Below are 20,234 nucleotides of genomic sequence, written 5' to 3' on the forward strand. Positions count from 1 at the left end.
CGGGTTTCTGGAAAGGTATCAAAGGGCTATGAAAACCGCAGAGTTGCGACAGGCGTTCCTCGATTATTTCAAGCAGCAAGGCCACACCATTGTTCCAAGTAGTTCGCTGGTACCTGCGGACGACCCCACATTGCTGTTTACGAATGCGGGAATGAACCAGTTCAAGGACCTGTTCCTGGGCCGTGAAGAGCGTGACTACACCCGGGCAACCTCCTCCCAGAAATGCGTCCGCGCGGGTGGCAAGCACAACGACCTGGAAAACGTGGGCTACACCGCTCGTCACCACACCTTCTTCGAAATGCTGGGCAACTTCAGCTTCGGTGACTACTTCAAGCGCGAAGCGATCAACTACGCCTGGACATTTCTGACCGGCGAGAACTGGCTGAACCTGCCCCAGGAGAAACTCTGGGTAACCGTATACGCCGAAGATGACGAAGCCTTCGATATCTGGAACAAGGAAATCGGAGTTCCGGCTGACCGTATCGTCCGGATCGGCGATAACAAGGGTGGCCGTTACGCCTCTGACAACTTCTGGCAAATGGGCGATACCGGTCCCTGCGGCCCCTGTACCGAAATCTTCTACGATCACGGCCCGGATGTCGCTGGCGGTCCCCCTGGGTCACCGGAAGAGGACGGTGATCGCTACATCGAAATCTGGAACGTGGTGTTCATGCAGTACAACCGTACTGCCGATGGTGAGATGCTGAAGCTGCCCAAGCCCTCCGTAGACACTGGCATGGGTCTGGAGCGAATCACCGCGGTTCTGCAGGGCGTGCACAGCAACTATGAGATCGATCTGTTCCAGGATCTGTTGGCGGCCGCCTCTCAGGTTCTGGGCGGTGCCGCGACCACGGAAGCGTCACTTCGTGTTGTCGCCGATCACATCCGCTCCTGCGCCTTCCTGATTGCCGACGGCGTGATGCCTTCCAACGAGGGCCGCGGTTTCGTGCTGCGCCGGATCATTCGCCGTGCGGCACGCCATGGCAACAAGCTGGGTGCAAGCGGGCCGTTCTTCTACAAACTCACCGGTGCCCTGTGTGAATTGATGGGCGACGCCTTCCCGCAGCTGGTCAGCAGCCGCAAGCAGATTGAGAAGGTGTTGCTGCAGGAAGAAGAGCAGTTTGCCAAGACGCTGGACAAGGGCTTGCGCCTGCTTGAGCAGGACATTGCCGAGCTCAACGGCACCGAGATTCCGGGCGAGACCATCTTCACCCTCTACGACACCTACGGTTTCCCGGTTGACCTGACCAACGACATCGCTCGTGAGCGGGGCCTGACGCTGGACTATGAAGGCTATGAGAAAGCCATGGAAGGTCAGCGCGAACGCGCCCGGGCAGCCAGCAAGTTCGGTATCGACTACAACGCTGCCGGTTTGCAGCTTGAGGGCAAGACTGAATTTACCGGTTATGAGCATATCGATGGCCACGAGAAAATCCGTGCAGTCATCGTTAACGGCGAGGAAAAGACGGCAGAAGCCGGTGATGAGGCCGTTGTGGTTCTCGAGCGCACGCCGTTCTACGCCGAGTCCGGTGGCCAGGTGGGCGATACCGGTCTGCTGACCTGGAGCGGTGGCCGGTTCAAGGTAACGGATACCCGTAAGGAAGGGGATAACCACCTGCACCTTGGTACGCTGATCGAAGGCGAGTTGTTCCCGGGGCTGGAAGTCGACGCCCGGATCGATCACGCCCGTCGTGAGCGCACCAAGCGCAACCACTCCGCTACCCACCTCCTGCATGCGGCCCTGCGCAAGGTGCTGGGTGAGCATGTAACCCAGAAGGGTTCATTGGTGGATCCGGATAAACTGCGTTTCGACTTCTCCCATTTCGAGGCCGTGACGCCGGAACAGCTCCGTGAGATCGAGCGTCAGGTGAACGAGCAGATTCTGGAAAACAGCCCGGTGCAAACCGAAATCACCGACATGGAAAAGGCCCAGGAGAAGGGCGCCATGGCGCTGTTCGGTGAAAAATACGGGGATGTGGTTCGGGTACTCAGCATGGGTACCGACAACTACTCCGTTGAACTGTGCGGTGGTACGCACGTTTCTCGCACTGGTGACATTGGTCTTTTCCGTATTACCTCTGAAAGCGGCATTTCATCCGGTGTGCGCCGTATCGAAGCGGTTACCGGCATGGGCGCGCTGGACTGGATCGACGGTACCGAGCGCACACTGCGCGAAGCGGCTCGCCTGGTGAAAGGTTCCCGCGATTCGGTTATTGAGAAAGTTCAGCAGACCGTCGATCGCAATCGTCAGCTTGAGAAGGAAGTCGATGCGCTGAAAGCCAAGCTGGCTTCTACTGCAGGCACCGACCTGGCCAGCACAGCGGTGGACGTGGCCGGGCTCAAGGTCGTGGCCTCTGAACTGGAAGGCGCTGACCGCAAAGCCCTAATGGAAACGGCGGACCAGCTCAAGAACAAGCTGGGCGAAGGTGTTGTGGTGCTTGCCAGCGTGGAAGATGGCAAGGTCACCCTGGTCGCCGGTGTTACCAAGTCTGCGACGAACCGGATCAAGGCAGGGGATCTGATGAAGCACCTGGCGGCCCAGGTCGACGGCAAAGGCGGGGGACGTCCCGATATGGCTCAGGGTGGTGGTAATGATCCATCCAAGCTTGAGGATGCCCTGGCAGGTGTCGCCGGTTGGGTCGAAAAAAATATCGCTTAAGCAACTGTTTTTGTGGGCGGGCTGGGGTTTATAATCCCGCCCGTTTGTTTTAATTGGCGGAGCGTTACTCCGCTGTGAGTCCCCGTTTCGGATATTGGGAAAATAATGGCTCTGTTGGTTCAGAAATTTGGTGGCACATCGGTTGGAACAACCGAACGTATTCAAGCGGTAGCCGACAAGGTGTGCCGTTTCCGCAAGGAAGGTCATGATGTCGTTGTCGTGGTTTCCGCCATGAGTGGCGAAACCAACCGGTTGATCGCCCTGGCGAACGACATCATGGAGGAGCCTACGCCCCGTGAGATGGATGTGTTGGTCTCCACCGGTGAGCAGGTAACGATTGCGCTCCTGTCCATGGCGTTGCAGAAACGCGGCTGTGAGGCGCGCTCCTACACAGGCTCACAGGTACGCATCCTGACTGACAGCAGTCACACCAAGGCTCGGATCAAACAGATCGATGAACAGCGCATGCGCGAAGATCTGGATGCCGGCCGAGTGGTTGTGGTCGCCGGGTTCCAGGGCATCGACGAGAGCGGCAATATCACCACTCTGGGGCGCGGCGGGTCTGATACTACAGCGGTAGCGCTGGCGGCGGCGCTCAGGGCAGACGAATGCCAGATCTATACCGACGTTGACGGTGTCTACACGACCGATCCCAGGGTTGTCGATACCGCGCGCAGGCTTGAGCGGATCACGTTCGAGGAAATGCTCGAGATGGCCAGCCTGGGCTCGAAAGTTCTCCAGATCCGTTCGGTAGAATTTGCAGGTAAATACAACGTTCCATTAAGGGTACTTTCCAGCTTCCAGGAAGGCGAAGGCACCCTGATTACTCTTGAGGATGAAAACGCCATGGAACAACCGGTTGTTTCCGGCATCGCTTTTAACCGTGATGAAGCCAAACTGACCATTGCCGGCGTACCGGATACCCCGGGCAGCGCGCTGCGCATTCTGAAGCCGGTGAGCGACGCCAATATCGAAGTGGATATGATCGTGCAGAACGTGGGGGAGGATAACCGCACAGCCTTCACGTTCACCGTTCACCGCAATGATTTCAAGCGTGCGAAAGAAGTGCTTCAGCGTGTGGCTGACGAACTGGGCGCCCGTGAAGTGGCTGGCGACAGCAAGATCGCCAAGGTCAGCATCGTGGGTGTTGGAATGCGTTCCCACGCTGGCGTGGCAACCCAGATGTTTGAAGCGCTGTCCAATGAGGGCATCAACATCCAGATGATCTCCACATCAGAAATCAAGATTTCCGTGGTGATCGATGAGAAATACCTTGAGCTTGCGGTTCGTGCGCTTCACAGTGCATTTGAGCTGGACAAGCCCGCGGTATCAGACGAGGCCTGAAAAACGCAGATAAAAGGTCGGTCTGCGGAGCCTCTGAAAAAAGGGCATCATATGCTGAGCCTATGACAAACGTGAACCGTATAAGGGAATGTGCGTCTACAGATCAGTAAGTGATCCCACTATAAAAGCAATAAATAGATTAAAAACCATTTATCGGAACAGGTAGCTCTGGATAGGGAGTAAGGGATATGTTGATTTTGACTCGCCGTGTGGGCGAAACCCTGATGGTCGGCGACGATATCACCGTCACCGTCCTGGGTGTAAAGGGCAATCAGGTACGCATTGGCGTTAATGCCCCGAAAGAAGTCGCGGTACACCGTGAAGAAATCTACCAGCGTATTCAGTCGGAAAAAGGCTCTGAAGAGCCGGAACCCGGCAACAGCTGAGAGACAGAAAGCCGTTCATGGGAAACCTGAACGGCTTTTTTGATGGTGGGCTGAAACGAGTCCGAAAAATCTCGTGTCAACCCTATGAAAACAGAAAAATTATGGTAGTATACGCCCCGTTCTCAAGGAGAGGTGGGTGAGTGGCTGAAACCAGTTCCCTGCTAAGGAACCGTACGAGCAATCGTACCGAGGGTTCGAATCCCTCCCTCTCCGCCATTTTCCTTTCGGGAAAAGCGAGACAGGTTGAGGTAGCATTCAACCAGAGCAAGTGATCAATGTGCGGCTGTAGCTCAGCTGGATAGAGTACCTGGCTACGAACCAGGCGGTCGGAGGTTCGAATCCTCCCAGCCGCGCCATCGATCAACCTGCCACAAGTTTTAAGCGGCTGTAGCTCAGCTGGATAGAGTACCTGGCTACGAACCAGGCGGTCGGAGGTTCGAATCCTCCCAGCCGCGCCATATAAATAAAGAACCCCGCCTTGTGCGGGGTTTTTTATTTTGTCCCCGATCAATTTCAGGTTGATCAATATTTGCTCAACCATCCTTCTCGAACCTAAGCTTAAGAGTGCAGGGAAATTTGATTTCAGGAAGGAGGTCTAACCATGAACAAGACACTCAATGGTAGCTACAGGGATCATGACCAGGCCAAGAACACCTGGGACGATCTAATTGCAACCGGTATTCCCCGTGACAACATTTTCATCGACGAGGAAGCCAAGGTTGTGAAAGTCAGTGTGCCTGCGGAGACTGAAAGGGAAATTCTGGAGATATTTGAGCGGCACCAGCTTCACTGATACCGGTCAATGCAATAAGGAGAGGGGGCAGACAACCAGGATGTGTTGTCCGCCCCTTTTTTGTTTTGGTCAGCCTACAGCCGGAATCGGGAAACCAGGTTCTGCAGGTCGCTGCCGAGCCTGGCCAGCTCGCTGCTGGAGCTCGCCGTCTGGTTCGATGAAGCCGCAGACTGATCGGTAACGTCGCGGATGCTGGTGATGTTCTGATTGATCTCCTCAGCCACCGACGTCTGCTGCTCGGAGGCTGTGGCGATCTGGCTGTTGTACTGTTTGATGTCCTCCACGGCACGGGCAATGCGCTCAATGGTCGCCCCGGTTGCCGTGGCACGCTCCAGGGTGTTCGAGGCCATGGTGGTGCTGGACTCCATGGCAGAAACCGAATCGCCGGCACTGTTTTGAAGCGAGGTTACCAGTGTCTCGATTTCCTGGGCGGATGATTGGGTCCGCTGGGCGAGTGAACGAACCTCATCAGCTACGACGGCAAAGCCTCGACCTTGCTCACCAGCCCGGGCGGCTTCAATAGCAGCGTTCAGGGCCAGTAGATTGGTCTGTTCAGCAACCGATTTGATGACATCCAGGACGGTTCCGATGTTTGCTGTTTCTTTTTGCAGTCCCTGGATAGTTTCCATGCTCTGGCTGACTTCATGCGCCAGGCTGTTCACCTGATCAACCGTTTCCCGTACCTCTCGTTCACCATCGCTGGCCTGACTGGCAGCATCGGTTGCTACTGAGAAGGCCTGCTCTGCGCTGCGGGCAATTTCGCCAACGGTCGCCGTCATTTCGTTCATGGCCGTGGCAACCTGATCGGTTTCCTGCTTCTGGCGGTTGATGCCGTCGCTGGTCTGGCTGGTGACGGTTGAGAGCTCCTCGGCAGAGGCGGCGATGTTTGATGCACCTGATTCGATACTCCTGACCAATTCCCGGAGGCTGGTTACCATCGTCGCCAGGGCGGCCATCAGCCGACCGATCTCGTTGGTACCGCTTGCCTTGATGTCCACGGTCAGGTTGCCAGAGGCAACCTCGGAGGCAATGTTCACTGCCTGATTAACGGGGGATACGATCGCGCGAGTGATCAGGTAAGCCATCAGGATGCCCAGCACCACGGCAATGCCGGTGGCGCCAAAAATCAACCCGGACGCCTGCAGGCGGTCAGCCTCCATTTTCTCGGTCTGAAGTGCCCGAAGGTTGTTTGCCGATTCGATGGCGCTGCGAGCCGTGCTAACCATGTCATCGGATAGTTGCTCACCCGCGTTGGTCAGATCCACGACCGTTTGAAATTCGCTTACATAAGTCTCAAGTGCCTTGTTGATCTCTTCTTTTTCCTCGGCGGTGATCGCCGCCGATTTGAGCGGGCCCTGGACTCTTTTTGCATCTTCGAGATAAGCCTTGACGCTGGCAGTGTCCTGTTCGATGAGGAATTTGCGTTCAGACCGGCGCATATCCTCGAAAATGGCCGAGGCGAAAAATAGAGAGCTGTGTGCCTTGAGTGATGAGCCGAAGATGCGGGCACTCGTCTCAAGCCGTTCGAGTGCTTCTTCCCGGGCCCCGATATTCGCCTCAACGTCGCCCATCAGCTGCTGGTAGTTTTTCACATCAGCCTGAATCCGGCCCAGTGTGTCGATATCTTCGGGGGCCTGAAGTAAGGGTTTGATATTACTGGTCAGCTCAAGAACGCGGTCACCCTGGGCCTGGGTTCTGGTGACTGCTTGCGCCTCACCGGTCAGGAGGAAGTTCTTCTCTTCAACGCGGGCCTCGGTGAGGTTGGTGTTTACCTGCCCGAGCATGGCAACAATGTTTGACCGTTGCCCATAGCTCTCCAGTGCGCGGTCGCCAACCAGACCTACAAGAATGGTCAGTACGAGCAGAATGGCAAAGCCTCCGGCCAATCTGGTCCGGATGGTCATGTTAGTGAAGAAGCTGGAGAGTGCCATGGTTTTCCTTGTTGGTTGGGGCTGTATCGAAGATTTCTTTTGCCTCATTTTCTGCGTTATGCAGCGAATACAACTGATACACCGACGGGATTTCAGGTTTCTTATTTGAAGTTATTAACGCCATTTTTCTCGAAATAATCCAGAGGTATACCGTAACAGATAGTTTCCGAAGGGGGTGTTCTGATACGTAAGTGACGTCATGGATCAGAAAAACAAATCATTATCTGGCGATTTGACGGGCGCAGATGGGTGGGTCGTGCTCGGGAGCTCTCCACTGTCTTCAGTTTGAGGGGTGTGACAAAAAGTCGCACCTCGTGAGTCGCTTCCTTGTCGCTCGGTCCAGGATCGCTTGTGGTTGTCTGGCCTGGCTGCTATTTCGGTCAGATTGTGTTGTCAGGTTGTCCTACTCTATAGGCTGTTTTGGAATTTGCTTATTGCGTTTGGTGCTTTATTCTTGTTTGTGAAGTGAAATCTGTATAAGCCTGTTTTGGCTTTTGAGGCACCCGAGGGACGTAATATGTTTTTTATACAGACAAAAAATTCGAAGAATAAGCTCGCTAGCGCGGTATTTTGTTCCATGATTGGTCTGCCGTATGTTGCTGTTGCAGCAACGATGGAAGCAGTGAACGAAGGCAATCTCGCGGTTCCGCCGGTTGACGGTAAAACCGTGGTGTATACCGACACTGAGGGGACTGCCAGTTTTGGCTGGCTCGATCCCGTTAACGATTTTGGCAATTTAGGCTTGGGGATAAAGGTCTACAACGAGCCGTTCACCGCACAGCAGACATATGACTTTGCTGGGTGTCTGATGGCTCAGCCTGATCGTGCTCCCGGCGATAATTGCACAGCCCCGCCCGATTCCGGAAAGCGTTTCAAGCTCAAAACAACCGAAACCAATGGTCCCATCGACATCGTTGTTGATGTGTCAGCCGATGATTCTGTAAGTCTCTATCGAGTGATTGGCAAGTTTTCCAATCTTACCGACGCCTCGAATTCGGTTGGCGGTAATTTGAATGCAATCCGTTTTGAGCTCGGTTTTGGGGTGGGAAGCGAGTTTATTCGGTCATCCGTTGGTGATGGCCTCGGCTTTGGTTTCGACGGTGCAGATAAGTTAAGTATCGGGCCCGTTGGGAAATACCCTGGCGGTCTTTTCGGCGGAAGCAAAGTTGAGGGGTTGCCTTTCTTCAGCACCGAAGTTGCGCCTTTTACTGAATCGGTCAGCACCGCTGATGATGGGGATATACTCGAAACCAACGGTACCATCGCCACGCAGTACAGCTCTCTTTTCGGTGACTGGCGCACATTGAGTCAGACGCCCACGGGATGGTTTATTGATCATGATGGGAATCCGGCGAACGATTCGATCCTGCTGGCTTACAACGCCGGAACAGTCGCCGCCCCGAATTGGCAGACCAATGAGAAGCAATTCAATGCTGCAGTGACCGTTGATCATGATGATGATGCCTCAACGCCTGAATTGTCAGCCGAACTATGGGATCCGAATAGTCTGAACTTTGACCCTACGGTGGCGGATGATGTGCTGCCGCTGGTAGACACTCTGGGCGAGGGAGATCCCGGCGATACGGTTACTGATGCGATTACCCTCAGTCCGTCGGCAGCATCCGCGCTCTACGATGGTAATTTTAACGTCCTGATTGATGGCCAGGCCGTTACCATTGACGACTTTGAAACCTGGGAGAATAAACCGGTCACGGTGGTTGATACCGCAAACGGCGACGCCCTCTATGCGACCTGGTACCCCGAAGAAGGAGAGGATGGCTTGTATCAGTTGGAGTCCGACTCCTCATGGGTAACGCTTTCTGAGATGGCAACGCTGATCGCGGCTGATGCAAACCTCGCGCGCGTGGCGGGCTATGTACAAGGCCCGATTGAAGACCTCGCCAACGTTAATATCAATCCGACAATTTCAGTGGGCGCGGCCGCCAATTGGCCTACCTGCTCCGGTGATGGTGTGAACACCACATGTAGCTTTACGTTCAGGGTTACCGGCCTGAATGGTGCGGTTGAAGAGCCGACTATCCCGGATACTCCAGTCGAGCCTGCACCTGAGCCTGAGGAGCCAGGAGCTTCCTCATCCAACGGTGATGGTCCTGTTTTCGGTTGCACCGCAGGCAGACCGGGTGCTCCGATCGATCCGGTTCTGCCGGGTTTGGTTCTGATGGCGTTGGGTGGCTTGTGGGCGCGCAAGCGTCTGAGCAACGCCTGATTGATCTGGTAAATCACGTAAAAGAAAAGCGGGGCTGGCAATCAGCCCCGCTTTTTCGTAGTCCGGGTAAAGTGAGCTTCCTCTACTGCTTGCCAGAGCCCTTCATCTTGTACTGCTGATTCTTACCTTTATCACCAGAACCCATGCCTTGGCCGTTCTTCTGGCCCATACCTTGACCATTCATCTGGCCCATTCCCTGGCCCTGGCCTTTGCCCAGGCCTTGTCCGGAACCCTGTCCCATGCCGTTCCTGAGTTCCACGCCACGCTCTCTGGCTCGCTCCATCATCCGCTCGTGGTGGAGCTGGCGGTACTGCGCGCGCTCGGCGTCGGTGTTCAGGTTGCGCATGGTTTCCCGGTGCTGCTGCAGCTCTTGCTGGGTCATCAGTTCCCGTCCGAAAACCTGCTCTTCCGATTGGGCGGCAACCGGCATACTGGCCAGAGACGCCAACAGCGTGGCGCCAGCAATCAAGCTCAACGATTTATTCAGTCTCATAATCAATCCCCTTTCGTTCTATGGATATAACCAAAGTATAGGCCAGGATAGGCCCGTTGGGGTTATGAGAAGTACGTATCTTTTCTGCACACCAGGTTGCACTGCATGGAGGCGAACCTCTGGCGGGTAATGGTTCACCACATCAGATCATCAGGGATCTCGTAGCCTGCGTATGGATCGTCCTCACCTGCATCGTCCTGTTTGCGATCATGAAGTACGACTACGGCGCTCTCGTCCCGTTCCATGATTTTGCGGGCCACGCCTTCGGCCACAATCTCGTAATTGTCGTTCACGAAAACGATCGCCAGGCGGCCGCGGGATAGCTGATCGACCATCGTGTCGTCTACGAAGAGCTTCTTGATCTTCTTGTCATGGACGAACTGGTAGGAGGTTTCGCCCCGGCTCCGGTCCAGTCGGTTGGTTTCTACCAGCTGCCGGATCTGGGCCTGAATGGCTTTCTTCTCGGCGGCGCGCTGGCGCTCCAGGTTGAGCTGGCGATCCCGTTCGGCTTTCTCCTCACGGGCCTGGCGTGCTCGGACCTCGGCCTCGTTTACCTCGACAGCACCCTTGGGTTGTTGTTTTCTCTTCTTGCGTTTTTCGCTGCGAATAGCCTTGGCCTTTTTCTCGTCGGCCAGGCCGGCTTTCAGCAGTTGGTCCTGCAGGGATGCCATCAGTCACTCCGTTCTTTCGTTGCAGATTCTGGTACAATTCCGCCCTAGTATACGCCCTCATTATTGCCTTCATAACCAGCTTCCGCTGATTCCGGGATTTTCTTCTATGTCTTCTTTTAATGACTTTGGCCTGTCGTCGGCCATGCGTTCGAACCTCGACCAATTGGGTTTTGCTCAACCCACGGAGATTCAGGCGAAGGCGCTTGCGCCAGGGCTGGCCGGCAAAGACATCATCGCCATGGCGAAAACCGGTAGCGGAAAAACGGCGGCCTTTGGCATCAGCCTGGTTGAGAAGCTCAATCCCCGGCTGTTTGCGGTGCAGGCGCTGGTGTTGTGCCCCACCAGGGAGCTGGCGGATCAGGTGGCCAAAGCGATCCGGGAGTTGGCACGGGCCCGGGATAACATCAAGGTGCTGACTCTGTGCGGTGGTGTGGCCATTGGCCCCCAGATCGGGTCGCTTAGCCATGGCGCGCATATTGTGGTTGGAACCCCGGGACGGATCCAGGACCACTTGCGCAAGCAGACCCTCTCGTTGGCACGGCTGAAAACCGTGGTGCTAGATGAGGCAGACCGCATGCTGGATATGGGCTTTCAGGAGGCGATGGAAGATATTCTTTCCCAGACACCGTCCTCCCGCCAGACCATGATGTTTTCGGCGACCTGGCCCGCGCCCATCCGTGAACTGAGCAAGCAGTATCAGAAGAGCCCGGTGGATGTTCGCGCGGAAGAAACCGGAGAGAATCCGGACATCGAAGAGTTGTTCTACGAAGTGTCGTCGCAATCCAAATCGGATGCCATTGTGGCGCTGCTTTCCGAGCGGCAGCCTGAGTCCTGTATCGTTTTTTGCACCACCAAGCAGCAGTGCGACGAACTTGCGCAGGAGCTTGGTGAGCGAGGCTTTTCGGCACTGCCTTTGCACGGGGATCTGGAACAAAGGGATCGAGACAGTGTGCTCGTGCGCTTTGGCAATCAGAGTTGTTCCATCCTGGTAGCCACCGACGTGGCTGCACGAGGTCTTGATATCAAGTCTCTGCCTTTGGTGATCAATGCAGAACCTGCGCGGGATCCCGAGGTTCATACTCATCGTATCGGGCGCACCGGCCGGGCAGGTGAGCAGGGCCATGCCGTCACCTTCTGCACACCGGCCCAGGGCCACAAGATCAGTCGTATCGAATCCGAGAGAGGGCGCACCGTGGAGTGGGGAGACACCGAGGCCCTTCTGGCGACGCCCCTGAAGCCCGTTACGCCCGCCATGAAAACCCTGTGCATTGCCGGTGGCCGCAAGGACAAGATTCGTCCGGGGGATGTAATGGGTGCCCTGACTGGTGAAGCCGGTCTGCCCGGAAAGGCCGTCGGCAAGATCGATCTGTTCGACCATCAGTGTTTTGTCGCGGTTGAAAAGTCGCTGGCAGGCAAGGCGCTGTCCAGGCTTGAAAGCGGCAAGGTAAAAGGCCGGAAAATCCGCGTCCGATATGCCTGAATGAGAATTGCTTCGTCTGGGTAAATGCGTGTCTTTTCGGGCCGCGACGCTCGGAAACCCCGTATAGATTTTTGCATTCAGGTTGCCGGAGGGCCCTGAAAACGGTAAATTACGCAGGATTTTGCCCCCCGAATTGTGGCGGAAGGCTGTTAGACCTTAGTCTAACTGGTCAGTCCGGGCAAAGTTCGGGAGAAACATAAATCAATACAGGTAGCTGTTCGATATGAATGACCTGATGTCACAAGCCGTCGATCTGATGATTGCCGGAATGGGGTTTGTGTTCGTGTTCCTGATTATTCTGGTATTCGCGACACTCCTCATGTCCAAGCTCATAGGACGGTTTGCGCCGCCAGAGCCGGCAACCCCGGCCAAAACGCCACGTGCCAAGCCGAAGGCGCCCGCGTCGGTTGACCCTGACACCGCCGAGGCCATCAAGAAGGCGATTGCACAATTCCGGTCGCGCCACAAGAAGTGAGCCGGTAAAAGACTAGAACCTTTAAACAGAAGGCTGACACGATGACTGACACAAAGAAACCGCTGGGGATTACGGACGTTATCCTGCGTGACGCCCACCAGTCCCTGCTTGCCACCCGTATGCGGCTGGATGACATGCTGCCTATTGCCGAGAAACTCGACAAGGTCGGTTTCTGGTCCCTGGAGTCCTGGGGCGGCGCTACCTTTGATTCCTGCATCCGCTACCTGGGCGAAGATCCCTGGGAGCGCATTCGCGAGCTGAAAAAAGCCATGCCCAACACCCAGCAGCAGATGCTGCTTCGCGGCCAGAATCTGCTGGGCTACCGTCATTACGCGGATGATGTGGTTGACCGTTTCTGTGAGCGTGCCGCCGAGAATGGCGTGGACGTGTTCCGTATTTTCGATGCGATGAACGATCCCCGTAACCTGGATCGCGCCATCAAGGCTGTTCGCAAGACCGGCAAACACGCCCAGGGCACCATTGCCTACACCACCAGCCCGGTTCACACCATCGACATGTGGGTAGAACTGGCGAAAGAAGTCGCCGATATGGGTGCGGACTCCATCGCGATCAAGGACATGGCGGGCATTCTCAAGCCGTACGTGGCCTTTGATCTGGTCAGCCGTCTGAAGAAAGAGCTGGACATCCCGATTCACATGCAGTGCCACGCCACTACCGGCATGTCCACCGCTACCGCCATCAAGGCCGCAGAAGCCGGTATCGACAACGTGGATACCGCGATTTCCTCGATGAGCATGACCTACGGTCACTCGCCCACCGAAGCCGTGGTTGCGATTCTTGAGGGTACCGATCGTGATACCGGCCTGGACCTGAACCTGCTGGAAGAAATTGCCGCTTACTTCCGTCAGGTACGGAAGAAGTACGCCAAGTTTGAAGGCAGCCTGCGTGGTACCGATTCCCGCATCCTGATTGCCCAGGTACCGGGTGGCATGCTCACCAACATGGAAAACCAGCTGCGTGAGCAAAATGCCAGCGACAAGTTCGACCAGGTACTGGACGAGATTCCCAAGGTTCGTGAAGACCTGGGCTACATCCCGCTGGTAACCCCGACTTCCCAGATCGTCGGTACCCAGGCGGTGCTGAACGTTCTGACCGGCGAGCGTTACAAGTCCATCTCCAAGGAAACCTCTGCAATTCTTAAAGGCGAATACGGTGCTGCACCTGCGCCCATGAACAAGGAGCTGCAAGAGCGTGTTCTGGATGGCAAAGAGCCTGTGACCTGTCGTCCGGCAGATCTGCTTGAGCCGGAAATGGACAAGCTGACCGACGAGCTCAAGAAGCTGGCCGAAGAGAAGGGCATCAAGCTGGCGGAAAATGTCGAAGACGACGTTCTGACCTACGCGCTGTTCCCGCAGATTGGCCTGAAGTTCCTGGAAAACCGTGACAACCCGGATGCGTTTGAGCCGGTCCCAACCGCCGAAAGCGCAGCTCCGGCCAAGAAGTCCGAAGGACCCGAGACCTACACCGTTGAAGTGAACGGCAAGAAGTTTGTGGTTGCCGTTTCCGAAGGTGGTGAGATCACCCAGATTCAGGGTGAGGGCGGTGCTGCTTCCGCACCGGCTGCTTCTTCGGCTCCGGCACCTGCAGCAGGTGAAGGCGAGCCTGTGGTCGCGCCTCTGGGTGGCAACATCTTCAAGGTCCTGGTTTCACCGGGTGACACCGTTGAAGAGGGCGATGTGATGATTATCCTCGAGGCCATGAAAATGGAAACCGAGGTTCGCGCGCCGAAAGCCGGCACTATCGGCGAAGTCTTCATCAAGGTCGGTGATGCCGTCTCTCCTGATGATGAAATGCTGACAATCGCATAAAGGGCCAGCATTCCATGGAAAAATTAATGACACTCTGGACAGGTAGTGGCCTGTTCAACATCGAGATCGGCCAGGTGATCATGATCGCCATCGGCCTCTTGCTCCTCTATCTTGCTATCAACAAGAAATTTGAGCCGCTGCTTCTGGTACCCATCGGGTTTGGTGGCATTCTGGCGAATATTCCGGAGGCAGGCCTGGCCCTGACTGCGGCGGAAAACGCCATCCACTTCGCTCTGAAGAACGAAGCAACTCAGGTTCTGGCCGCATTGGCCGCGCCCCTGGATGTGGCTTATCAGGCCGGGCAGGCAGTAACGCCCGAGCTTAAGGAAGCCTTCAAGCTGGCTGTGAAAGAGGCCAGCTACTCCGAAATGGCGGCGGCAAACTCCCTTGCCCAAGACTTCGGTTATGGCAATGGCATGCTGTATAACTTCTACTCTGTGGTTATCGGCAGCACCATCGGCCCTCTGCTGATCTTCATGGGTGTGGGTGCCATGACAGACTTCGGTCCGCTGCTTGCCAACCCCAAGACCCTGCTGCTGGGTGCTGCTGCTCAGTTCGGCATCTTCGGTACTGTTATCGGTGCTGCGCTGCTGGATTGGACCGGCGTTCTGGAGTTCAACATCCTGGAAGCGGCTGCCATCGGTATCATCGGTGGTGCGGATGGCCCGACGTCCATCTACGTATCCAGTGTTCTGGCTCCGCACCTGCTGGGTGCCATTGCCGTCTCTGCCTACGCCTACATGGCGCTGGTACCGATGATTCAGCCGCCGATCATGAAGGCGCTGACTTCCGCCGAAGAGCGGAAGATCAAGATGAATCAGCTGCGCCCGGTCAGCAAGCAGGAGAAAATCATTTTCCCGCTGGTGGTACTGATTGCAGTGGTTCTGTTCCTGCCAGATGCGGCACCCCTGCTGGGTATGTTCTGCTTCGGTAACCTGATGCGCGAATGTGGTGTGGTTGAGCGTCTGAGTGATACTGCCCAGAATGCCCTGATCAACATCGTGACGATCTTCCTGGGTCTGTCTGTTGGCTCCAAGCTGATGGCGGACAAGTTCCTGGATGGCCAGACCCTGGGTATCCTCGGCCTGGGTATCGTTGCCTTTGGTATTGGCACCGCCTGCGGTGTTCTGATGGCGAAGCTGATGAACAAGCTGAGCAAGGAGCAGATCAACCCGTTGATCGGTTCTGCCGGTGTATCTGCGGTGCCGATGGCAGCGCGGGTCTCCAACAAGGTTGGTCTGGAAGCCAACCCGCAGAACTTCCTGCTGATGCACGCCATGGGCCCGAACGTGGCCGGCGTTATCGGCTCTGCGGTTGCTGCGGGTGTGATGATCAAGCTTCTGGGCTGATCTTCTCACTGCAGTACCGAAAACCCCGCCTTCGTGCGGGGTTTTTTTGTTGCTAATGAAAATTACGGGAATGAACCGGCAACGACCGAATCAAATGGCTAAGATCCGAAAGCCTCCCCGCCATCACATGCACAATATCCCCCTGCCGCTCCAACACGCCCTTTACATGCAACAACCGCGCAGTCAGTAACGGCTTGCGCTGCCGCCGTGCCGTTTCCAGCCACACCACCACGTTTACGTTGCCGGTTTCGTCTTCCAGGGTCACGAAGGTAACGCCGGAGGCGGATCCGGGGCGCTGGCGGCCGGTGACCAGGCCGGCGACCTGGACAGGGATGCCGGCTTTGGTGGATTTGAGCTGTTCGGCGCTGAGGCAGAATTTCAGGTGGCCCTGTTCCCGCAGTAACGCCAGAGGGTGGCGCTGAAGGGTGAGACCCTGGCTGGCGTAGTCGGCCAGTACGTTCTGGCCTTCCGAAGGTTCCGGCAATTGCTGGCAGTATTCCGGTTGATAGTCGACAGCGGTTTCTTCGGCGAACAGTTCCGTGGGCTGTTCGTGATCGAGCAGTTGCCAGTACGCCTGGTGGCGGTTGGCGGTGAATGCCGGCATGGCGTTGGCGCCGGCCAGCAGCTCCATATCGCGTTGGTTCAGGGCAGCCAGGCGGCGAAGCTCGCTGGCAGAGTGGTAGCTCTCTGCTGGCCGGTTCTGGTGGATGCGCTCGGCGCCATTCACGGACAGGCCCTGGATGATTCTCAGGCCCAGGCGCAGGTGGCGTTCTTTGCCTTCCAGGGTGTGATCCCACTGGCTGGAATTCACGTCCGGCGGCAGCACGGTGACATTGTGCCGCCGTGCGTCCTGCACTAGTTGTGAAGGCGAATAGAACCCCATGGGCTGGCTGTTGAGCAGGGCGCAGTAGAAGGCTGCCGGGTAGTGCCGTTTGATCCAGGCGGAGACGTAGACCAGCAGGGCAAAGCTGGCGGCGTGGGATTCAGGAAAGCCATAGCCGCCAAAGCCGCAGATCTGCTGGTACAGCCGTTCGGCAAAGTCGGCGTCGTGGCCCCGCTCCAGCATGCCGGTGACCAGCTTTTCCCGGAACGGGGTCAGGTCGCCGTGGGATTTCCAGGCGGCCATGGCACGGCGTAGCTGGTCGGCTTCGCCGGCAGAGAAGCCTGCCGCCACCATGGCCAGTTTGATCACCTGTTCCTGAAAGATAGGCACACCGAGCGTACGTTCCAGCACCTTGCGCACGGCATCGTTTGGGTAGTCCACCGGCTCCAGCCCGTGCTTGCGGCGCAGGTATGGGTGCACCATGTCGCCCTGGATGGGGCCGGGCCGCACAATGGCCACTTCGATCACCAGGTCATAGTAGGTTTCCGGTTTTAGGCGGGGCAGCATGTTGATCTGGGCCCGGGATTCCACCTGAAACACGCCGATGCTGTCGCCTGTCTGAAGCATGGCGTAGGTGTCACGGTCTTCCTGGGGAATGTCCTGTATCCGGAAAGGCTCGCCTTTTTCATCGCTGATCAGTTCCAGCGCTTTTCGAATGGCGGAGAGCATGCCCAGGGCCAGCACATCCACCTTCATCAGCCCCAGGCTCTCGAGATCGTCCTTGTCCCACTGGATGACGGTGCGATCGGCCATGGCGGCGTTTTCCACCGGCACCAGTTCGGCCAGTGGCCCGGCGCTGATCACGAACCCACCCACGTGCTGGGAGAGGTGCCGGGGAAAGCCCAGCAGGGTATTGACCAGGGTAAAGAACTGGTCCGCTACCTGTGGGTTGCGGGTGATTTTCTTGTCGAGAATCTGCTGGCGCCAGTTGGTGGCCTTGTCCCGCCAGTCGATACCTTCCAGCAACTGTTCCACCAGGGCCGGATCAAACCCCAGGGCCTTGCCGACATCCCGAATGGCGCTCTTGGGCCGGTAGCGGATCACGGTAGCCGCCAGGGCGGCACGCTCACGGGTATAGCGCCGGTAGATATACTGGATAACCTCTTCGCGCCGTTCGTGCTCGAAATCTACGTCAATGTCAGGGGGCTCGTTCCGGTCTTTGGAAATAAACCGCTCGAACAGCAGTTCCACCCGGGCCGGGTTCACCTCGGTGATGCCCAGGCAATAACAGACCGCAGAGTTGGCCGCCGAGCCCCGTCCCTGACAGAGAATTCCCCGGCTGCGGGCGAAGTCCACAATATCGTGAATGGTGAGGAAGTAATGCTCGTAGTTCATCTCCGAGATCAGGCCCAGCTCCTTGCGGATCAGGCTCTGTACCTGCAGTGGAGTGCCATCCGGGTAACGCCGACGCTCGCCTTCGCGGGTCAGTCGTTTCAGGTAGCCGGCCGGGGTCTCGCCTTCCGGCACCAGATCCGGCGGGTACTCATAGCGCAGGCTGCCGGGCTCGAAGGTGCACTGGCTGGCGATGGCAAGGGTTTCTTTCAGCCAGGCTTCCGGAAACAGCCGCTGCAGAACGGGCAGGGGCCGCAGGTACCGCTCGCCATTCTGAAACAGGCAGTGCCCGGCATTCTCCAGATTGGTGTGATTGCGCAGGGCCGTGAGTACATCCTGCAGCGGCTGGCGTTCGCGGCTGTGCATGTGCACCTCGCCCACGGCGGCAACGGGTGTGCGCAGCTGATCGGCCAGCCAGTGTATTCGGGCCAGCTGCTGCTCCTCGCCAGATTCCAGGGTGCGGGCGGCAGCAATCCAGAGCCGTAGGTCAAAAAGTCGGGCCAGCCACTCGCCGCAGGCCAGTGCCTGATCAGAGTTTGCCTCGGTAGGTGAGGGGGGCAGCCACAGGCACAGGCAGTCATCCAGGGTGTGGGTTTCGATGTCCCGGTAAAACAGCTGGTACTGGCCTTTCTCGGCCCGACGACGGCCGGTAGTGATTAACTGGCAAAGCTGGCCGTAGCCTTTGCGCGTGCGGGCCAGAAGGATAAAGCGGGGTAATGTGGCGCCGGCGGGGGCATCCGACAACTCAAACCAGCTGCCGGTAATGAGTTTTACCGGGCTCTCTGCCAACGCCGCCCAGGCCCGGGGAATGCCAGCCACAGAACAGGCATCGGTAATGGCCAGGGCGGTGTAACCCAGCTCATGTGCCCGCTCAGCCAGCTCGTGAGGATGAGAAGCTCCAGTCAGGAAGGTAAAATTGCTGAAGCAGAACAGCTCTGCATAAGATTGTGTAGCCATCAGCCAAACCACCCATGCACAAACCAGCCTTCCCGGGCGTCCCGGAACACCCAGGCCAACTGGCCGCTGGTTAGCTGGGCAATGTAGTAATCCCGGTGCACACGCTGGCCATCCCACCAGCCACCGCTAATGCGCTCGGGCCCGGAAAACCAGGCAACAGGTGCTTCCGTCAGCGGCTGCGGGCCTTTCAACAGCCAGAGTGGCCGCCTGGGCAGTTCTGCCGCCGGTATGAGCGGCGTTCCGGTTTTACGCAGAACTTCGGAAGCCGACCAGGCCCGTTCGGGACGGTGATCCGCCTGGGGCGAAAGCTGCCTGAGGGCCTGATCGCCAAGACGCGCCTGCAACCGACTGATCAGGGTATGCCAGGCTTCATTCAGATCCTGAGTTTCGCCCAGCAGATCCTGCCCGGCAGGTGCTTCCCGGGACAGAAAACGCTTCACCATCAGAACCATCGAGATAACCGGGGAACTCAGGGAATGCTGCTCCAGCCTCAGGCGAATCAGGTTGAGGAAATTATCGGCCCTGTGCTCCGGCCCGGATGTGCGGATCTGCAGCCTGGTTGGTTCTGCGTGCCGATGCCTCAGAATCAGTCGCAGGCTGTCGGTATCCTGCTGGCGCCAGCACAGATCCTCTTCCAGTTCGTCAAGCATGCGCTGGAGCGGAAACAGCAGCCCCTGGGTATGTTCGATTTCCTGCACAAAATCCGCCTGTTGCCGGAACGAGTGGGGCGGTTGCCAGGGTGTGCGGGGATCTGGCCGGGTGCCCTGGATTTTCTGGAGGTAAGCCAGCAGTTCCGGAGACAGCCGCCGTGCCAGCTCCCCCGGCGGTAAATCAAACACCTCTCCCAGCGTATTCAGCCCCAGGCGCTGCAGCCGGGTACAGGCTTTCTCGTCGAATTCCGCTGCCAGCAGGGGCATCTGGCTCAGGTTCCGAAGAATGTGGCCTTTGTCTGCGGTGCATTCCCCCTTGCCAGCACGGGCAATCAGCCGGGCCGCCAACGGGGTATAGCCAATACCGATCCAGGCGTTCAACTGGCGTTCATTCAGGCCCTGTTCCACGGTTTGCCAAACAGCGGGCAGGCCGCCATAGAGTTTTTGCAGGCTGCCAATCTCTGCCAGCAGACCATCGGGCGGCACCAGCACAATATGGGCGGCGTAGCGGTACAGCCAGCGGGCCTGATCTTCCAGAATCCTGGCTTCCTGGGTTTCATCGGCATGCACCATACCCAGATCCGGCGCCAGGCTGATGGCGGTTTTCAGGCGCATGCCGCTACGAATACCTTGGCTCCTGGCTTCCGGGCAGGCCTGAATCACCTTCTGGCCAGAGCCTTCAACCACCACCAGGGCGCCCTCATCTTCACGGGTGCGGCGAATATGGTCCAGCACCAGGTGCGGGAAATGCAGATACAGCCAGAGCATGGAGCGT

14 protein-coding genes and 3 tRNA genes are annotated in these 20,234 nt (G+C 57.3%); 12 read left to right on the forward strand and 5 right to left on the reverse strand.

Features of this window, described 5'->3' with window-relative positions; all coding sequences use genetic code 11:
• Nucleotides 1-28 precede the first annotated feature (28 nt).
• The 7 genes from alaS to NUW46_RS08280 all read left to right on the forward strand — a co-directional run bounded on the left by alaS (nt 29) and on the right by NUW46_RS08280 (nt 5,182).
• A complete protein-coding gene (gene alaS, locus NUW46_RS08250) occupies nt 29-2,659 on the forward strand; it encodes an alanine--tRNA ligase (protein WP_418141821.1) in 2,631 nt (876 codons plus the stop codon).
• A gap of 105 nt (nt 2,660-2,764) precedes the next feature.
• On the forward strand, nt 2,765-4,003 hold the full coding sequence (locus NUW46_RS08255; protein WP_069184568.1) for an aspartate kinase: 1,239 nt from the start codon (nt 2,765-2,767) through the stop codon (nt 4,001-4,003).
• 188 nt (nt 4,004-4,191) lie between these two features.
• Nucleotides 4,192-4,389 (forward strand): carbon storage regulator CsrA, encoded by a 198-nt coding sequence (gene csrA, locus NUW46_RS08260; protein ID WP_008172808.1) that lies wholly within the window; start codon nt 4,192-4,194, stop codon nt 4,387-4,389.
• A gap of 126 nt (nt 4,390-4,515) precedes the next feature.
• A tRNA-Ser gene (locus tag NUW46_RS08265) sits at nt 4,516-4,605 on the forward strand.
• A 63-nt stretch (nt 4,606-4,668) separates the two neighbouring features.
• Nucleotides 4,669-4,745 (forward strand) — tRNA-Arg (locus NUW46_RS08270).
• A 25-nt stretch (nt 4,746-4,770) separates the two neighbouring features.
• Nucleotides 4,771-4,847 (forward strand) — tRNA-Arg (locus tag NUW46_RS08275).
• Between the two features lie 143 nt (nt 4,848-4,990).
• Nucleotides 4,991-5,182, forward strand: coding sequence for a hypothetical protein (locus NUW46_RS08280; protein WP_069184569.1), 192 nt, complete (start codon nt 4,991-4,993; stop codon nt 5,180-5,182).
• A 74-nt stretch (nt 5,183-5,256) separates the two neighbouring features.
• Here NUW46_RS08280 and NUW46_RS08285 read toward each other — a convergent pair whose 3' ends face one another.
• A complete protein-coding gene (locus tag NUW46_RS08285; protein ID WP_418141822.1) occupies nt 5,257-7,113 on the reverse strand; it encodes a HAMP domain-containing methyl-accepting chemotaxis protein in 1,857 nt (618 codons plus the stop codon).
• Between the two features lie 577 nt (nt 7,114-7,690).
• Between NUW46_RS08285 and NUW46_RS08290 the strand changes: the two genes are divergently transcribed.
• Nucleotides 7,691-9,340, forward strand: coding sequence for a choice-of-anchor F family protein (locus tag NUW46_RS08290; RefSeq protein ID WP_418141824.1), 1,650 nt, complete (start codon nt 7,691-7,693; stop codon nt 9,338-9,340).
• An 82-nt stretch (nt 9,341-9,422) separates the two neighbouring features.
• Here NUW46_RS08290 and NUW46_RS08295 read toward each other — a convergent pair whose 3' ends face one another.
• Together NUW46_RS08295 and NUW46_RS08300 are read right to left on the reverse strand one after the other, a co-directional pair.
• Complete coding sequence (locus NUW46_RS08295; RefSeq protein WP_194839049.1) at nt 9,423-9,833, reverse strand: hypothetical protein; 411 nt, start codon at nt 9,831-9,833, stop codon at nt 9,423-9,425.
• A 134-nt stretch (nt 9,834-9,967) separates the two neighbouring features.
• Nucleotides 9,968-10,504, reverse strand: a complete 537-nt coding sequence (locus NUW46_RS08300) for a DUF2058 domain-containing protein (protein WP_209398052.1) — start codon at nt 10,502-10,504, stop codon at nt 9,968-9,970.
• Between the two features lie 106 nt (nt 10,505-10,610).
• On the opposite strand from NUW46_RS08300, the gene dbpA reads away from it, so the two are divergent.
• The 4 genes from dbpA (at nt 10,611) to NUW46_RS08320 (ending at nt 15,637) form a co-directional block, all read left to right on the forward strand.
• Nucleotides 10,611-11,984: an ATP-dependent RNA helicase DbpA gene (gene dbpA, locus NUW46_RS08305; RefSeq protein ID WP_418141825.1), complete on the forward strand. Its 1,374-nt coding sequence runs from the start codon at nt 10,611-10,613 to the stop codon at nt 11,982-11,984.
• A 223-nt stretch (nt 11,985-12,207) separates the two neighbouring features.
• Entirely contained in the window at nt 12,208-12,459 is a 252-nt protein-coding gene (locus NUW46_RS08310; protein ID WP_008172126.1) for an OadG family protein, read from the forward strand.
• A 41-nt stretch (nt 12,460-12,500) separates the two neighbouring features.
• Complete coding sequence (gene oadA, locus NUW46_RS08315) at nt 12,501-14,288, forward strand: sodium-extruding oxaloacetate decarboxylase subunit alpha (protein WP_069184573.1); 1,788 nt, start codon at nt 12,501-12,503, stop codon at nt 14,286-14,288.
• Nucleotides 14,289-14,302: 14 nt separating this feature from the next.
• Complete coding sequence (locus NUW46_RS08320; protein WP_083231855.1) at nt 14,303-15,637, forward strand: sodium ion-translocating decarboxylase subunit beta; 1,335 nt, start codon at nt 14,303-14,305, stop codon at nt 15,635-15,637.
• 52 nt (nt 15,638-15,689) lie between these two features.
• On the opposite strand, the gene NUW46_RS08325 is transcribed toward NUW46_RS08320, so the two are convergent.
• On the reverse strand, nt 15,690-18,809 hold the full coding sequence (locus NUW46_RS08325; RefSeq protein ID WP_305966239.1) for an error-prone DNA polymerase: 3,120 nt from the start codon (nt 18,807-18,809) through the stop codon (nt 15,690-15,692).
• The gene (locus tag NUW46_RS08330; protein WP_305966238.1) at nt 18,809-20,227 is read right to left on the reverse strand and encodes a Y-family DNA polymerase; all 1,419 of its coding nucleotides are present in this window, start codon (nt 20,225-20,227) and stop codon (nt 18,809-18,811) included. Before NUW46_RS08330 ends, NUW46_RS08325 begins: the two co-directional genes overlap by 1 nt.
• Nucleotides 20,228-20,234 lie beyond the last annotated feature (7 nt).

The organism is Marinobacter sp. MA (assembly GCF_048298425.1).
In the GTDB taxonomy this organism is placed as follows: domain Bacteria; phylum Pseudomonadota; class Gammaproteobacteria; order Pseudomonadales; family Oleiphilaceae; genus Marinobacter; species Marinobacter salsuginis.

Bases quoted from the DNA above. Each gene is read 5' to 3' on its own strand.
- NUW46_RS08300 (WP_209398052.1), bottom strand. From the start codon at position 10,504: ATGGCATCCCTGCAGGACCAACTGCTGAAAGCCGGCCTGGCCGACGAG.
- NUW46_RS08325 (WP_305966239.1), bottom strand. From the start codon at position 18,809: ATGGCTACACAATCTTATGCAGAGCTGTTCTGCTTCAGCAATTTTACC.
- NUW46_RS08290 (WP_418141824.1), top strand. From the start codon at position 7,691: ATGATTGGTCTGCCGTATGTTGCTGTTGCAGCAACGATGGAAGCAGTG.
- alaS (WP_418141821.1), top strand. From the start codon at position 29: ATGAAAACCGCAGAGTTGCGACAGGCGTTCCTCGATTATTTCAAGCAG.
- NUW46_RS08320 (WP_083231855.1), top strand. From the start codon at position 14,303: ATGGAAAAATTAATGACACTCTGGACAGGTAGTGGCCTGTTCAACATC.
- NUW46_RS08310 (WP_008172126.1), top strand. From the start codon at position 12,208: ATGAATGACCTGATGTCACAAGCCGTCGATCTGATGATTGCCGGAATG.
- csrA (WP_008172808.1), top strand. From the start codon at position 4,192: ATGTTGATTTTGACTCGCCGTGTGGGCGAAACCCTGATGGTCGGCGAC.
- NUW46_RS08255 (WP_069184568.1), top strand. From the start codon at position 2,765: ATGGCTCTGTTGGTTCAGAAATTTGGTGGCACATCGGTTGGAACAACC.
- NUW46_RS08285 (WP_418141822.1), bottom strand. From the start codon at position 7,113: ATGGCACTCTCCAGCTTCTTCACTAACATGACCATCCGGACCAGATTG.
- oadA (WP_069184573.1), top strand. From the start codon at position 12,501: ATGACTGACACAAAGAAACCGCTGGGGATTACGGACGTTATCCTGCGT.
- NUW46_RS08295 (WP_194839049.1), bottom strand. From the start codon at position 9,833: ATGAGACTGAATAAATCGTTGAGCTTGATTGCTGGCGCCACGCTGTTG.
- NUW46_RS08280 (WP_069184569.1), top strand. From the start codon at position 4,991: ATGAACAAGACACTCAATGGTAGCTACAGGGATCATGACCAGGCCAAG.
- NUW46_RS08330 (WP_305966238.1), bottom strand. From the start codon at position 20,227: ATGCTCTGGCTGTATCTGCATTTCCCGCACCTGGTGCTGGACCATATT.
- dbpA (WP_418141825.1), top strand. From the start codon at position 10,611: ATGTCTTCTTTTAATGACTTTGGCCTGTCGTCGGCCATGCGTTCGAAC.